Genomic DNA, 14,674 nt, shown 5'->3' on the forward strand with positions numbered 1-14,674 from the left:
ACGCGCTTTTCCGGAGCGACCCCCATGAAGCTTTCCCTGGTCACTGCCGTCATCCTCGCAGCTTGCATCCCGCTCGCTGAAGAGGCCGGCGCGCAGGATCTGCAGCCCGGCATGCGGACGATGCTCCAGCGGGGCGGCGCCGAGGGTCTGCCGCTCGTCCCCGTCCATCCCGACGATCTGGATGACAGCAAGCTGCAGCCGGGCATGCGCACGATGATCCAGCGCGGCGGAAGCGAGGGCGTGCAGCTCGGCGCGCTGCTGCCCCGCGCCTACGATCCCTATGACGGGCCGGACTACGATCCGTCCTATCCCCCGCCCGCCTACGAGACCCGTCCTGATCGGCGCCATGAGCCGCTTCGCGCGCGGAACTAGCGTTTCGGAGCTGCGTCACCGAGGGGAATGGCGGTTCGGCGACGTACGGCGAGGTCCGACGAAGCCCGATCCTGCCCGTCGAGTCGTCATCGTCCGAAGACCGGCAGCCGTCATCGCGGTCGATGCGCTCCCGGTTGATGCGTTTGGCCGTCGGCTTGCGCGCTGCCTGCGCCGCTGCAAGAAGCAGCGGAACACGGTTTGGCGAGCAGGTGATCATGACGCCGGAAGAAGTTCTCGAAGAGTTCCGTTCCGCAGGGGCCTTGCTGCAGGGACACTTCATCCTCAGCTCCGGCCTGCGCTCGCCCACTTTCCTGCAGAAGATGACGATCTTCTCCGATCCCGCGCGCACCGAGCGGCTGTGCCGGGCGCTGGCCGAGGTGATCACGGCCCGCTTCGGCCGGATCGACATCGTGGTTTCTCCGGCCATCGGCGGCATCATCCCCGGCTACGAGACCGCCCGCCATCTCGGCGCCAAGGCGATCTTCGTCGAGCGCGACCCCGGCGGTCCCTTCACCCTGCGCCGCGGCTTCTCGATCCCCGCCGGCACCCGTGCCGTCATCGTCGAGGACATCGTGACGACGGGCCTCTCGGCCCGGGAATGCCTCGCCTCGCTGAAGGATGAAGAGGGCGAGGTGGTGGGGGCCGCCTGCCTGATCGACCGTTCGGGCGGACGCGGCGCGATCGGCCTGCCGCTCCTGTCCCTGGTCACGCTCGACATCCCGACTTATGCGCCGGACGCCCTGCCCGCTGAGCTGGCCGCCATCCCCCCGGTCAAGCCGGGCAGCCGAGCCTTGCCGAAGCCCTGAGCCGGCGCGGGACGGGCCCTGGTTCGGCTGCGAAGTTTCCGCGCCGGCAGCCCATGTCAATTCCCTCGCCGCGGCAACTTCAGGTATGTAAATACTGCGGCCGATCCCTGTTTACGCCGTGTCGCAACCGCTAGTGCGAAAATTATCGCGCAGAATACGCTCTGGGTTGCGTCAAAATCATCTTCGTTTGGATTTGGCGCGGGCGGCCTTAACTCTTTCTGGCGCTTGACAGGGATTGCCGGCTCGGCCACCACAAGGGGGATTCGGGCCGGACTCTGCTACGCTGTTCCGAGTCCTGCACCTTTCAGACACCGCAATCTTGTTGGCCGGATTACGCTCTTCCGAACGGAAAGTGTGTCTCGGCATACAGGAATTGCTATGCGTCGAGAGTGCAGGGATGCTGAACTTCGGCAGCGCATTGAATCCACGGTTTCATGTACTGCATTCATGTCTGAATTTCTAGAAACAAACTTTTTTATCTCAAGCACACGGACCTATCGATGAGTGATAAGCAACGTACCGCAGTTTTTTATCGACGGCGCAAATCTGTATGCGACCACGAAGGCGCTCGGTTTCGACATCGACTACAAGCGACTGCTCAAGGATTTTCAGAGCCGCGATAATCTCATTCGCGCTTTCTATTACACCGCAATGATTGAGGATCAGGAGTATTCCTCGATTCGCCCGTTGATCGATTGGCTCGACTATAATGGCTACCGGGTCGTCACCAAGCCGGTGAAGGAGTTCACCGACTCCGCCGGGCGCCGCAAGATCAAGGGCAACATGGATATCGAGCTCGCCATCGACGCGCTCGAACTGGCCCCGCACATCGACCACATGGTGCTGTTCTCCGGCGACGGTGATTTCCGCTCGCTCGTGGAGGCAATCCAGCGCCGCGGCGTTCGCGTCTCCGTCGTCTCCACCATCCAGACCCAGCCGGCGATGATCGCTGACGATCTGCGGCGTCAGGCGGACGAGTTCATCGATCTCGCCCATCTCGCGAGCCGGATCGGCCGTGACCCGAGCGAGCGCACCACCCGCGCGCCCGGCGACGGCCCCCGCCGCGACTTCGCTGAGCGCGCGCCCCGCCCCAATCCCGGTCTCGAGAGCCGCTACGGCATCCGCCCCGGTGCGACCGACGAGGAAGCGGAAGGCTGAGCGGAGCCTTGATGCTCGGATCGCGGTGACGGGCGAAGGCCCGTCGCCGTCGATGGCGAGGCTGCGCCGAAATCATCCAGCGCCCTACCCTATCAAGATAAGACGCGCTTCGTCTTGCGGTGACGGCGGAGCGCGTCGGGCTCGGTTGAGGGCATCGCCGTACGGACGGCGACGGCATGCCCCGGTGCCGAAAACGCCGAGGGCTTGAACTCAGCCCTTGTCACGCATCAGGCGGGCCTTGTCGCGATCCCAGTCGCGCTGCTTGACGCTCTCGCGCTTGTCGTGGAGCTGCTTGCCCTTGCCGAGGCCCAGCTCGACCTTCGCCCGGCCCTTGTCGTTGAAGTAGATCTTCAACGGAATCACCGTGTAGCCCTGGCGCTGGGTGGCGCCGATCAGCTTGTTGATCTGGCGGCGGTGCAGCAGCAGGCGGCGGGGCCGCTTGGTGTCGTGGTTGAAGCGGTTCGCCTCCAGATATTCCGGAATATAGGCGTTGAACAGCATCAGGTCGTTGCCAGACGGCCCGGCATAGGACTCACCGATCGTCGCCTTGCCGCCGCGCAGCGATTTCACCTCGGTGCCGGTCAGCGCGATGCCGGCTTCGAGCGTGTCCTCGATCGCGTAGTGGTAGCGGGCGGAGCGGTTGTCGGCGACGACGCGCCGGCCGGGATCGGGTTTGGGTGCCATTCGTCTTCAGGTTCGTGGTCAGGCGACAGTCCACCGGTGTGGGGATTGCCACCGATATGGGGACCGCCGCGTTCTCCGGCGAGGCTTCCCGCCGGATCTTCTCGGATCAATCCGACGGCTTCAGATCAGGCCGGCATGGGCGAGCGCGGCATCGACCGCCCGGCGGCAGCCTTCGGTCGCCGGCACCAGCGGCAGGCGCACCTCTTCCGACATCAGCCCGAGGCGCGAGAGAGCGTATTTCGCCGGCACCGGGTTCGATTCGTAGAACATCTGCACGTGCAGCGGCATCAGCCGGTCCTGGATCTTCAGGGCCTTGGCGTAATCGCCCGCCAGCGTCGCCTCCTGAAGATCGGCGCAGAGCCGGGGTGCGACATTCGAGACCACGGAGATACAGCCGACCCCGCCATGGGCATTGAAGCCGAGCGCCGTCGCATCTTCGCCAGAAAGCTGGATGAAGTCTTCTCCCAAAGCCTGTCGTTGGAGGCTGACACGGTCAATCTTGGCCGTGGCATCCTTCACGCCGGCGATGTTCTTCAGTTCGAACAGCCGCTTCATGGTGTCGACGCTCATGTCGACCACGGACCGGCCGGGGATATTGTAGATGATGATCGGGATGCCGACGGCGTCGTTCACCGCCTTGAAGTGGGCGTACATCCCCTCCTGCGTCGGCTTGTTGTAGTAGGGCGTGACGGTGAGCACCGCATCCGCGCCGACACTCTCGGCATGACGCGCCCGCGCGACGGCCTCCCGCGTCGAGTTCGATCCGGCGCCCGCGATCACCGGCACCCGGCCGGCGGCCTCGGCGACGCACACCTCGACCACGCGGTCGTGCTCGGTGTGGCTCAGCGTCGGGCTCTCGCCCGTCGTGCCGGTCGGCACCAGGGCGTGGGTGCCCTGATCGATCTGCCAGTTCACGAATTTCCGGAAGGCCAACTCGTCGAACTCGCCGTCGCGGAACGGGGTCGCGAGCGCGGTCATCGAGCCGCGAAGGCGGGCGTGGGTATCGGTCATCCTGGCGTTCCCGGCCGTTCTTCTTGCCTGTTTTCTGGCGTGCCCCGGTGGCTGCGGCCGCGTACGGGCCGCGCTTGGGACGCGCGAGACATAGGCCCTCCCCCGTCCGCGCGCAAACGCTTCGCTTGCGCAGTTAATGCCATCTTAACGGACCGAGGCCCAGCTTAAGGCTTGGCCTCCGGTCGGGGTGTCTCAGATCATGGCGTTGCCCACACGCTCCCTGCCCCTGCTCCTCGGCCTGTTGCTGTCCGGCACGGCCGTGCTGCCACAGCGCGGCGGGGCCATCGAACTCCGCAACCCGCAGCCGGCCTCCGCCCCCGCCGCCCCCGCGAGCGACGCCACCGCGCCCGCCGGGCAGCCGAGCGACGGCCAGGGCCCCGCCTCGGATCCCGTCGCGGCGGACGCGCTGCGCCTCGATCCGAGTTCCGGCGAGGCCGCCTCCGACAAGCCGCTGCCCGCCGCGGCGTCCTCCTACGCTTCCACCGAATCGGATGGCCCTGTCGCTTTCCCGCTGCCCGATGCGGCCGTGTCGCCGGCCGCCCCCTCCCCTGAAGTGCCGGACCCGGCCCGGCCGGTCGCGTTCGGCGAGACCGATCTCGGCCAACTCCGCGAGACGATCGACCTCTATCGCAAGGGCAAGGTCTCCGACGGCGACCGGCTCGCCGCAGGCTTCTCCGATCCGGCGGCACGGGCGCTGCTCGAATGGGTCGCGATCCGTGCGGGCGCCGGCGTCAGTTTCGAGCGGGTCGTCGCCTTCTCGCGCGCCAATCCCGATTGGCCGGCGGGCCCCCTGCTGCGCCGCCGGGCCGAGGAGCGGCTGCTCACGGAGAAGAAGAGCCCTGCGATCGTGCGCGCCTATTTCGCGAGCGCCAAGCCGGCGAGCGCGCCGGGCAAGTTCGCCCTGGCCCTGGCCCTGCGCGCCGACGGGCTCGACGCGGATGCGGCCGAACTCGTGCATGATCTGTGGCGCGAGGAAAGTTTCGGGCGCAGCCTCGAGGCCAAGGTCACCGACGCCTTCCCCGGCGTGCTCACGGTGATCGACCACCGCTACCGGATGGAGCGCGCCCTCCTGAAGGAGGATTGGGCCACCGCCGCGCGCGCGGCCGACTATGCCGGCGGCTCCTATGCCAGCCTCGTGCGCGCCCGCCGGTCGGTGCAGGGCAAGGCCGGGGCGGGCGGCCGCGCTCGCGGCGGTGCCGCCGTCGTTGCGCAACGATTCGTCCTACCTGCTCTCGCGCGCCCAGTATTTCCGCCGCGCCGACAAGGCGCCGGAGGCGGCCAAGGTGCTGCTCGCCGCGCCCACCAACCCGGAGGTTCTCGCCGACGGTGACACGTGGTGGGTCGAGCGCCGGATCGTCGCCCGCAAGCTGATGGATGCGGGCGAGACCAAGACCGCCTACGCCGTGGCCGCCGCGCATTCCGCCCGCACCTCCGAGAAGCGGATCGAAGCCGAGTTCCATGCCGGCTGGATCGCGCTCCGCTTCATGGCCGACCCCGCCGCGGCTGAGCGGCACTTCGCGCAAGCCGCGAGTGTCGCCGAGACGCCGATCTCCCTGGCGCGGGCCGCCTATTGGCAGGGCCGTGCGGCGGAAGCCGCGGGCAAGACCATCGAATCGAAGGGTTTCTACGAGCGCGCCGCGCTTCAGCCGATCGCCTATTACGGGCAGCTCGCCCGTGCCCGTCTCGGCCAGCACAGCCTGCCCCTGCGCCGGGCCGCCGAGCTGAGCCCGACGGCGCGCGCCGCCTTCGACGACCGGCTCTTCATGCGCGGCCTGAAGCTTCTGGCCGCCGCCCAGATGAAGGACTTGGCGCTGCCGCTCTACATCGACGCCGCGCGCTCGCTGACCGAGGAGGCGCAGGTCAACGCGCTCGGCGAGACCGCGGTGGAGATGCGCGATGCGCGGGCGCTGGTCTCCATCGGCAAGCTCGCCACGCAGCGGGGGCTGGCACTGGACACCCATGCCTACCCGACCATCGGCATCCCGAATTACGAGACCTTCACCGCGGTGCCGCAGGTCGAGCGCGCCATGGTCTTCGCCATCGCCCGGCAGGAAAGCCAGTTCGATCCCCGCGCCCAATCCGGCGTCGGCGCCAGGGGGCTGATGCAGATGATGCCGGCCACCGCCCAGCGCACCGCCAAGCGCGTCTCGACTTCCTACGAAACGGACCGGCTCACCAGCGATCCCGCCTACAACGCGCGGCTGGGCCAAGCCCATCTCGGCGAGCTGATGGAGGACTGGAAGGGCTCCTACATCCTCGCTTTCGCCTCCTACAACGCGGGCGGCGGCAACGTGAAGAAATGGGTCGATGCCTATGGCGACCCGCGCCGGCCCGATGTCGATCCGATCGACTGGGTCGAGCGCATCCCCTTCACCGAGACGCGCAACTACGTGCAGCGGGTGATGGAGAACCTGCAGGTCTACCGCAACCGCCTCGATGGCAAGAGCGCGCTGATGATCGAGCGCGACCTCGCCCGCGGTGCCCGCACCGCCGTCAGCGCGGAGGCGCAGCCGGTCACGCCTTAGTGGCGTGACCCTGGTAGTGCCGGTCACGCCGTTGTGGCGTGCCTCTGGTAGTGACTGCGAACCAGCGCCTCCACGAAAGGCCAGAGACCAGGGATGCCGCGCTCGATCACCGGCTGGTATCGCGCCATCACCTGCGCCTCGGTGAGGCCGTTCTCGACCCAGGTGCCGCCCTCGGTCAGCGTGTTGAGCAGCAGCGGCTGGAGCCGGTCGAGTGCCTTCGCGAAGCGCGCCTCCGCCGTCTCGCTTGCCTCGAATTCCCGCCATAGCGCGATGAAGCGGTCCCGCTGCGGCTCCGGCAGGAGCCCGAAGATCCGCGCGGCCGCAGCCTCCTCGACCAGCGCCAGGGCAGCGGCGTCGTAGGCGCCGTGGATCGGCACATCGCCGGCATCGACCTCGACGATATCATGCACCAGCAGCATCGCGATGACGCGGTTCAGGTCGAGGCCGGGCGCGCGATCGCCGAGAACGAGCGCGAACATCGCCAAGTGCCACGAATGCTCGGCCGAGTTCTCGCGGCGACGCTCGCCGATGGTCCGGTTCTGGCGCAGCACGGCCTTGAGCCCATCAATCTCGGCGAGAAACGCGAATCGGTGCGCGAGGGTGGAAGTGTCGTCGGTCACGTCGTCCATGTCGTTGGTCCCGGCATCTGCCAGCACGGTTGAAGGGTTCGGAACGCCCGGGCAAGGCGGCTATGCGGTCGATTTCCCACAGACATCGCCTGCCCGGTGCTTTTGGATCGCCGCCGGGGCGCCGATAGAGTGGGTCCGCCATGGCCATCACGGACCCGATCTCAGCCTCTGACCTCCGCAGGATCGAAGCCCACCTGATCGCGCGCGCGACCGCGTCGGACGAGGCGGAGGCCATCATCGCGGAGTTCTGCGAGGCGCTGGCCGCGGCCGGTCTCCCGCTCTGGCGCCTCAGCCTCGCGGTGCCGGTGATCGATCCCCTGTTCCGCGGGGTGAGCGTCGCGTGGCGGCGTGGGCAGGGCATGGCGGTGTTCCCGACCGTGCATGGGCCGGAGGGCGAGGACACCTTCTTGCGCAGCCCCGTCGGCTGGCTGCGGGCGAACGACCTCTCCTTCGTGCGCTGGCGCCTCGAGCAATCGAACGGCTGTCCCGATCTCCCGCTTCTCGACGCACTGAGGCAGGCGGGCGGGACCGATTATCTGCTCCATGCCGCGGCCTTCGCGCCCGGCAGCGCCATGGAGGGCGTCGGCATCTCGTTTGCCACCGACCGGCCCGGCGGCTTCTCGCAAGCGGAGCAGGCGGTGGTCGCCGGACTCGTGCCGGTGATCGCCCTGGTCACGGCCAAGCTCAGCCTGTCGCACGCGATTCGCGAGATGCTCGACACCTATCTCGGCCCGGCGACGGGGGCGCGGGTGCTTGCGGGCGAGATGCGGCGCGGACAGAGCACGGTGGTCCACGCCGCGATCCTGCTCGCCGACCTGCGCGGCTTCACGGCGGTGGCGGATCGCGACGATCCGCTGAAGGTGGTGGGCTGGCTCGACGAGCATTTCGATGCGCTCGGCGAGCCGGTGCAGCGCCATGGCGGCGAGATCTCGAAATTCCTCGGCGACGGCTTTCTCGCCGTCTTCCCCGTCGCCGAGCCGGACGCCCTCACCTGCCCGGCCTGTACGGGGGCGCTTGATGCGGCGCGCGAGGCGCTCGCGCGCAACGACCGGCTGAACGCGTCCCGCCGCCAGGATGGGCTGCCGCCCCTGGAGGCGGACATCGTGCTGCATTACGGGCGCGTCGTCTCCGGCAATGTCGGCACCGACCGGCGCCTCGACTTCACGGTGATCGGCCGGGCGGTCAACGAGGCGAGCCGGATCGAGCGGCTCTGCGACGGCTTGGATCGCTCGCTGCTCCTCTCCGATGCCTTCGCCCGGCGTTGCGGGGCCTCGCTCGTCCCGGTTGGCGAGTTCGCCCTGCGCGGCGTCGGGCGCAAGCAGCGGATCTGGGGTTTGGCCCCGGAATCGGAGGGGATGGCGTGAGGCGGAGCGCCCGAGCCCGCCCGGAGCGAGACGACGGGCGCGTCACGAGCGCAGGCTGAGGCCGATTCCCTGGCGGTCGGAGAGCGGTGCGACGCCCGTCGGTGCGGCCGCGCGTTCCAGCGGCACACCGGCCTTCTGGAGGTAATCCACCACCGCGAGCGCTCGTGCCCGCGCGAGGTCGGCGCCGGCATCCGCCCGCTCGGGCTCTGTCTTCTCGGGCTTCGGTTCGGGCTTCGCCTCGGGCTTTGGTTCGGATTTGGACGCCTCCTGCTTCGTCTCGGCCTTGGCCTTGCCCTTGTTGGCCTTCGCGTCCTTCTTGGTGTCCGCCTTGGCAGGCTTGGGGGCCGTCTCCTTCGCGGCCTCGTCGGCGACCGGGTCGGCCTGGGTCTCGGGCTTCACGCCCGCCGGGTCGAGATGACCCACGACCTCGATCCGCTCCGCCGGACAGGCGCGTGCCAGCGCCGCCACCGCGTCGAGCACCGGATAGAACTCGGGCGCCAGCGCCGTGCTGCCCGGGGCAAAGCGCAGGGTATGCCCGGCGGTGCGCTCGGCGAGGCGCTGTCCGCACGGGCCCAAATCGGCCGCCGCCGAGGGGGCCGCGTCCGACGTGACGGCGACCGTGGCGCTCCAGCCCGCCGGCATCGCCTTCGGCAGGGATTGAGCGAGGCGGGCGGCGCTCTCGGGATAGAGACTGGTGCCGGTCAGGCGCAGGCTGGTGCCGGTGATCGTCAGTTCCCCGCTCGCCAGCGTCGAGAGCGGATCGACCGCCGCCGCAAGAGCCGCACCCAGAGCGGCCGGCGCACCTTCGGCCAGCCGCGTGCGATCGTGGATCGATTCGCGGAAGAAACGCGGGTTGAGCCGGGCGAGCAGCGCCTCACGCGTCGCCCGATCCGGCAGATGGCCGCTCACCGTGACGCTGTCGCTGCCGCGGCGGATGCGCAGGACGTAGGGGACGATGGGACGGGCGGAGAGGGCCACACGGCCCGCGGCGATTCCGGGGGGCCGGGCGTCGCGCATCAGCGTCTGCGCCTCGGCGACCGCACTGGCATCCAGCGCATTGCCCTCGACCGAGACCGCCTCGCCCTCGAAGCTGACGCGCCCCTCGTGCAGGAGCCCCGCGAGCTGGAACACGAAGCGCGCCAGGGCCGGGCCGTCGATGCCCGGCGGCAGGCCGCGGGCGTCGCGCAGGCGATCATCGACGGCCGCCCCTTCCGCGGCCTCCGCGGCGGCGGCCCGGATCTCTTCGCGGGCGCTTTCCGAGGCGACATGGCCGTTCAGTTCGAGGCTGCCGTCCGGCCGGCGGGAGACACCGAACCGGAAGTCGCCGACGACGGGCGGCGTGATCTCGATCGTGCCGAGGGTGTAGCCCTGCGGCAGGGTTGCCAGCGCCGTGCGCAGGGCATCGTAGGCGGCCAGACTCGCCGCTTCGCCGCGAATCGAGATGACGGTGTCGTTGAGCGTGGCGACGGCGCCGGTGGTGAGATCCTGAAGCCGCTCCACGGCGAAGGCCGCGGCATCGGGAAAGTCGCGCGGTGCGCCCCGTGCGGCCCGGGCGTTGTCGCTCAAGGTGGCGTCACGCGGCAGGGCCGGCTTCAGGCGCTGGGCCAGTTCGAAGGCACCCACCTCGGCCGGGCGGCTGCCGGTAGCTTCGACGCGGCCGGCGGCGGGCCGCTCCACCGACCAGACGAAGGGGGAAACTTCCTCGACCACGCCGGTCCGGTCGGTGAGGCGGCGGATGCCATCGATGGCGGCGAGCCGGCCGACGGCTGCCTCGCGCTGGGACGCCCCCGGCGCTTCGCCCGTCGCGGTCAGGTCGCGGCCCGCCACCGAAACCCGCAGCCAGGGCTCGGGCTGCCCCTCTCCGGTCGCGGCGGCGATCGCCGTCGCCTCCCGCTCGAGGCGTTCCGTGACGCGCAGCATGCCGAAATAAGCCGCTGCGGCGATCACGGCGAGAAGCGGAAGGCCGACGATCCAGCCGGCCCGAATCAGGCGAGACCGGAGCGCGCGGCCGTGCGGCGGTACTTGCGAAGGCATCGAAGGCGTGGACATGGGCTCGACCTCCTCGGCGGCCGGCGATGATGGCCAGAAGACAGGCCCATCGGGGCGCTTTGAAGGCCGCACCCATTGCGCGCCGACGGGCGGTGATTCGTGCGGCCCGTGGGTCCGACTCGTCCCGGGCCAACAAAAAACCCCGGCCGTGAGGCCGGGGTCTGGAAGGTGTTCGTCGTGTCCAGCCTCCCGCGCGGGCGGGGGGCGGTTCGGCTTAGAAGTCGCGCTGCACGCGGAAGCGGGCCTGGAACACGTCTTCGCTGCTGACCGTGCGGGTCGGGATGTTGTTCACGAAGCCGCCCTTGTCGCTGTCGGAGACGCGACCGTTCTTGACGCCCGTTTTGATGTACTGGCCCTCGACGCCGATATCGAGATCCTTGACCGGCGACCAGATCAGGCTCGCGCCGGTGACGACCTGATAGGTGTCACGCAGGGCGGGGCTGAGGCTGTAGCCGACGGCGTTGGTGAGGTAGGACGGCGGTGCCACGGTCGAGGCCGCGCCGACCACCGAGTTCGCCTGGCTGACCGCCTGGCGGGCGCCCTGCGAGAACCAGATCTCACCGTAGCTGGCGTAGAAGGCCGAACGCCATTCCGGCGACCAGTAGTGGAGGTAGGACGCCACCGCCGTGAAGCTGTTGGACAGCTCGATGCGGCCGGTCAGCGGGTTGACGATCGCGTCGGAGAGGTACTGGTTGAACGGGTTGCCCGCGTAGACCGAGGCGTTGCTCAGGTAGCCGGCGGTGAAGCGGTTGATGCCGGTGTAGAACGAAGCACCCTCGCCGTAGGCGCCCTGGAGGTAGAGGCCGTCGCCGGGGGCGATGAAGGGCAGGTTGAACTTCATGCCGCCCTGGATCGCCCAGCCGTACTCCGTCTGCGCGCCGGCGTTGATGCCGCGCGCCGCCAGAGCCGCTGCCGTGTTGCCGGCGAGCGCAGCGCCCGTGCCGGGAACGCCGATCGACGAGCCAGCGATGAAGCCGCCGGTGTTGATGTCCTTGACGGCGGCCGAGAGCTGAGCCGAGCCCCAGGCGGCGTCGTAGCGCAGCGAGCCGACGAAATCGGGCAGGCGCGAGCGCTGGACGGCGTCGATGAAGGCCACGGCGGTGGCGTTACCGGCGGCGTTGGTGCCGAGGATGATCGGGGTCGGGGCCGTGGTGAACACGTTGTTCAGACCAGCCTGACCGGGAACGAGGGCCGTGCTGCCGGCCGCGTCGGAGTAGAGCGGGTTCTTGCGGTAGTTCGGGTCTTCCATCGACAGCGTCACCGACCAGCCCTCACCGAACTTTTGGGTGTAGGCGAGCAGGTTGGTGGACGGCAGGTCGGAACCCAGCGACGAGCCGATGATCTCGAAGTCGTGGGCGTAGAAGTCGAAGAACGAGGAGGCGCGACCGGCGGTCAGGCCGGCGAACTGCACGAACGCCTTGTCGACGTTGATGAAGTTCTGAACGCGGCCGAGCTGGTCCTGGCCGGTGCCGGAGAAGGCGTAGGCGCCGCGCAGGTTCGTGCCGGAGGAATACTTCGTGTTGCCGGTACGGCTCGCGGCGTCGAGGCGCAGGAAGGCGCGCAGGGTGCCGTAGCCGGTCTGGGTGCGGGCATCGAAGTTGAAGCGGGCAAGGCCCGTGAAGCCCGAGATATCGCCGCCGCCGGGGACGTTGCGATTGTCGGTGCCGATATAGCCGTACTCGGCGCGGGCGCGGCCGGAGACACGCAGGCAGGTATCGGTGCCGGGAATGTAGAAGAAGCCGGCGCCGTAAGCGGTGCAGACGCGGACGTACTCGATCGGAACGGCCTTCTTCACCGGCAGGTCGGCGGCCTGAGCCCCACCCACGACGGCCAGCCCCGCTGCCGATCCAAGGAGAAGGCTCTTCACGAGCTTCATGGTATACCCTCCAGAAGTTTCGAGACCCACGGGATCGGACTTCTGTTTTGGCCGGGCGCCCACCATTCCGTGGTCGTTCCGGCTTGTCCTTTTTCCCTTGGAGCTTGGCCCTTCCCTTCCGGGTTATCGGCCAAGCCGCAGCGGGGTTATCCCGTCCGCAGCGGCACCATGAGCGAGCGTGGCCTTACGGGCAACAGAGATGACTGTCTTGGAGCTGACACAAAGCTGCTTCCGCTGCACTCTGTTGCAGCATCGCAACTTAATCCCCGTCCGCTAGCAAAAGTTTTCCACGAATCGAGGCATCGTAGAAGGTCCGTCGAGGGATGGTCAGCCGCCTTGTGCTTCGCGCTGCATCTCCAGAGTCAGCCAGCGTTCCTCGGCCGCGGCCAGTTCGGCTTCGGCCGCACCGAGCATGGCGGTCGCCTTCTGAAAGCGGCCGGGATCGCGGCTATACAAGCCGGGATCGGACAGAACCTCGCGCAGTTTGGCGATTCCCGTTTCCAACTCGGCCATGCGGACGGGCAGGGTCTTCAGCTCGTGCTGCTCCTTGAAGCCGAGCTTGTTGCGCGCCGGAGCAGCCTCCGCCCGCGTCGCCTTCTCCCGCGGCTCGGCCCGTTCGCGGGCGGGCTTCTCCCGCCCGTCGCTGCGGGCCTCCACGCCGCGCCCGCGCTGGGACAGCATGTCGGAATAGCCGCCGGCATACTCGACCCAGCGCCCCTCCCCCTCGCTGACCAGCACGGTCCCGGCCACCCGATCGAGGAAGTCGCGATCGTGGCTCACCAGAATCAGAGTACCGGCATAGTCGCCGAGCATCTCCTGGAGGAGGTCCAGGGTTTCGAGGTCGAGGTCGTTGGTGGGCTCGTCGAGCACGAGGAGGTTGGAGGGCTGGGCGAGCGCTCGGGCGATCAGCAGCCGGTTGCGCTCGCCGCCCGAGAGCACGCTCACGGGCGTGCGCGCCTGTTCGGGCGCGAACAGGAAGTCCTTGAGGTAGCCGATGACGTGGCGGCTGCGCCCGCCTACCGTGACGCTGTCGCCGCTTCCGCCGGTCAGCACCTCCGTGACGGTCGCGCTCCCCTCCAGCACGGCACGGGCCTGATCGAGATGGACCATGTTGAGGCTGGTGCCGAGGCGCATCTCGCCCGAATCGGGCGCGAGGGCACCGGTCAGCAGGTTGATCAGCGTGGTCTTGCCCGCCCCGTTCGGGCCGACGATGCCGAGCCGGTCGCCGCGCAGGACGCGCAGGGACAGGTCGTGGACGATTCGGCGCCCGCCGTAGGACTTCGAGACGTGCCTGGCTTCGGCGATGAGCGTGCCGGAGGCTTCGCCCTCGCTCGCCGTCAGCACCGCCTGCCCCACCGGGCGGCGGTGGTCGCGGCTCTGCTTGCGCAGGGTCTGCAAGTCGGAGAGGCGACGCACGTTGCGCTTGCGCCGGGCGGTCACGCCGTAGCGCAGCCAGTGTTCCTCGTCAGCGATCTTGCGGTCGAGCTTGTGCTTGTCGCGCTCCTCCTCCTCGAAGAAGGCGTCGCGCCACGCCTCGAAGCTCGAGAAGCCCTGCTCGATGCGGCGGGTCACGCCGCGGTCGAGCCAGATGGTGGAGCGCGACAGGGCCGAAAGAAAGCGGCGGTCGTGGCTGATGATGACGAGGGCCGAGCGCGTGCGCTTCAGCTCGGATTCCAGCCACTCGATGGCGGGGAGGTCGAGATGGTTGGTGGGCTCGTCGAGCAGCAGGATGTCGGGCTCGGGCGCGAGCGCCTGGGCGAGTGCGGTCCGGCGCGCCTCGCCGCCCGACAGGCGCTGGGGGTTCTCCGTGCCGTCGAGACCTAGACTCTCCAAGAGATAACGGGCGCGGTGCGCGTCGTCGCCCGGCGCGAGGCCGGATTCCGCGAAGGCCAGCGTCGTCTCGAAGCCGGAAAAGTCCGGCTCCTGCGCGAGGTAGCGGATGGTGGTGCCGGGCTGCACGAAGCGCACGGCGCGATCCGGCTCGACCAAGCCTGCGGCGATGCGCATCAGGGTCGACTTGCCCGAGCCGTTGCGGCCGACGAGGCAGGCGCGCTCGCCGGGCGCGATCGTCAGCTCGGCGCGTTCGATCAGCGGGGTTCCGCCGAAGGTGAGCGCAACGTCTTGAAGGGTGAGAAGCGGGGGAGCGGCCATGCCGGGCTTATGGCAGCAGCCGCACTTCGGAACAACGCAAGTGGGCCGG

9 protein-coding genes and 2 pseudogenes are annotated in these 14,674 nt (G+C 69.0%); 5 read left to right on the top strand and 6 right to left on the bottom strand.

What is annotated here, in order from left to right; translation table 11 throughout:
* Positions 1–24 precede the first annotated feature (24 nt).
* The 3 genes and pseudogenes from M2437_RS17390 to M2437_RS17400 all read left to right on the top strand — a co-directional run bounded on the left by M2437_RS17390 (position 25) and on the right by M2437_RS17400 (position 2,336).
* Positions 25–372 carry a hypothetical protein gene (locus M2437_RS17390; RefSeq protein ID WP_253388196.1) on the top strand — a complete coding sequence of 116 codons (348 nt, stop codon included), beginning with the start codon at positions 25–27 and terminating at the stop codon, positions 370–372.
* Between the two features lie 215 nt (positions 373–587).
* A complete protein-coding gene (pyrE, locus tag M2437_RS17395; RefSeq protein WP_015823403.1) occupies positions 588–1,178 on the top strand; it encodes an orotate phosphoribosyltransferase in 591 nt (196 codons plus the stop codon).
* 500 nt (positions 1,179–1,678) lie between these two features.
* Positions 1,679–2,336, top strand: a pseudogene (locus M2437_RS17400) (LabA-like NYN domain-containing protein).
* Between the two features lie 210 nt (positions 2,337–2,546).
* Here M2437_RS17400 and smpB read toward each other — a convergent pair.
* A complete protein-coding gene (smpB, locus tag M2437_RS17405; RefSeq protein WP_003602874.1) occupies positions 2,547–3,020 on the bottom strand; it encodes an SsrA-binding protein SmpB in 474 nt (157 codons plus the stop codon).
* A gap of 120 nt (positions 3,021–3,140) precedes the next feature.
* Positions 3,141–4,031 carry a 4-hydroxy-tetrahydrodipicolinate synthase gene (gene dapA, locus M2437_RS17410; protein WP_056118077.1) on the bottom strand — a complete coding sequence of 297 codons (891 nt, stop codon included), beginning with the start codon at positions 4,029–4,031 and terminating at the stop codon, positions 3,141–3,143.
* 199 nt (positions 4,032–4,230) lie between these two features.
* Between dapA and M2437_RS17415 the strand changes: the two are divergent.
* A pseudogene (locus M2437_RS17415) lies at positions 4,231–6,556 on the top strand (lytic transglycosylase domain-containing protein).
* 23 nt (positions 6,557–6,579) lie between these two features.
* Here the strand turns inward: M2437_RS17415 and M2437_RS17420 are convergent.
* A complete protein-coding gene (locus M2437_RS17420) occupies positions 6,580–7,185 on the bottom strand; it encodes an HD domain-containing protein (protein ID WP_253388198.1) in 606 nt (201 codons plus the stop codon).
* Between the two features lie 140 nt (positions 7,186–7,325).
* Here M2437_RS17420 and M2437_RS17425 point away from each other — a divergent pair, with 140 nt between their 5' ends.
* Positions 7,326–8,549 carry an adenylate/guanylate cyclase domain-containing protein gene (locus tag M2437_RS17425; RefSeq protein WP_253388199.1) on the top strand — a complete coding sequence of 408 codons (1,224 nt, stop codon included), beginning with the start codon at positions 7,326–7,328 and terminating at the stop codon, positions 8,547–8,549.
* 42 nt (positions 8,550–8,591) lie between these two features.
* Here M2437_RS17425 and M2437_RS17430 read toward each other — a convergent pair whose 3' ends face one another.
* From M2437_RS17430 to M2437_RS17440, 3 genes are all read right to left on the bottom strand, one after another.
* Entirely contained in the window at positions 8,592–10,598 is a 2,007-nt protein-coding gene (locus tag M2437_RS17430) for an OmpA family protein (RefSeq protein WP_253388200.1), read from the bottom strand.
* A gap of 214 nt (positions 10,599–10,812) precedes the next feature.
* A complete protein-coding gene (locus tag M2437_RS17435; RefSeq protein ID WP_012254471.1) occupies positions 10,813–12,474 on the bottom strand; it encodes a porin in 1,662 nt (553 codons plus the stop codon).
* A gap of 327 nt (positions 12,475–12,801) precedes the next feature.
* A complete protein-coding gene (locus M2437_RS17440) occupies positions 12,802–14,625 on the bottom strand; it encodes an ABC-F family ATP-binding cassette domain-containing protein (protein WP_253388201.1) in 1,824 nt (607 codons plus the stop codon).
* Positions 14,626–14,674: the final 49 nt, after the last annotated feature.

Origin of the sequence: Methylorubrum pseudosasae (assembly GCF_029504475.1) — a bacterium.
Classification (GTDB): Bacteria; Pseudomonadota; Alphaproteobacteria; order Rhizobiales; family Beijerinckiaceae; genus Methylobacterium; species Methylobacterium extorquens.

What these genes read in the sequence shown, in the direction of transcription:
- M2437_RS17390 (WP_253388196.1), top strand. Translation starts at nt 25, where the DNA reads ATGAAGCTTTCCCTGGTCACTGCCGTCATCCTCGCAGCTTGCATCCCG.
- pyrE (WP_015823403.1), top strand. Translation starts at nt 588, where the DNA reads ATGACGCCGGAAGAAGTTCTCGAAGAGTTCCGTTCCGCAGGGGCCTTG.
- smpB (WP_003602874.1), bottom strand. Translation starts at nt 3,020, where the DNA reads ATGGCACCCAAACCCGATCCCGGCCGGCGCGTCGTCGCCGACAACCGC.
- dapA (WP_056118077.1), bottom strand. Translation starts at nt 4,031, where the DNA reads ATGACCGATACCCACGCCCGCCTTCGCGGCTCGATGACCGCGCTCGCG.
- M2437_RS17420 (WP_253388198.1), bottom strand. Translation starts at nt 7,185, where the DNA reads ATGGACGACGTGACCGACGACACTTCCACCCTCGCGCACCGATTCGCG.
- M2437_RS17425 (WP_253388199.1), top strand. Translation starts at nt 7,326, where the DNA reads ATGGCCATCACGGACCCGATCTCAGCCTCTGACCTCCGCAGGATCGAA.
- M2437_RS17430 (WP_253388200.1), bottom strand. Translation starts at nt 10,598, where the DNA reads ATGTCCACGCCTTCGATGCCTTCGCAAGTACCGCCGCACGGCCGCGCG.
- M2437_RS17435 (WP_012254471.1), bottom strand. Translation starts at nt 12,474, where the DNA reads ATGAAGCTCGTGAAGAGCCTTCTCCTTGGATCGGCAGCGGGGCTGGCC.
- M2437_RS17440 (WP_253388201.1), bottom strand. Translation starts at nt 14,625, where the DNA reads ATGGCCGCTCCCCCGCTTCTCACCCTTCAAGACGTTGCGCTCACCTTC.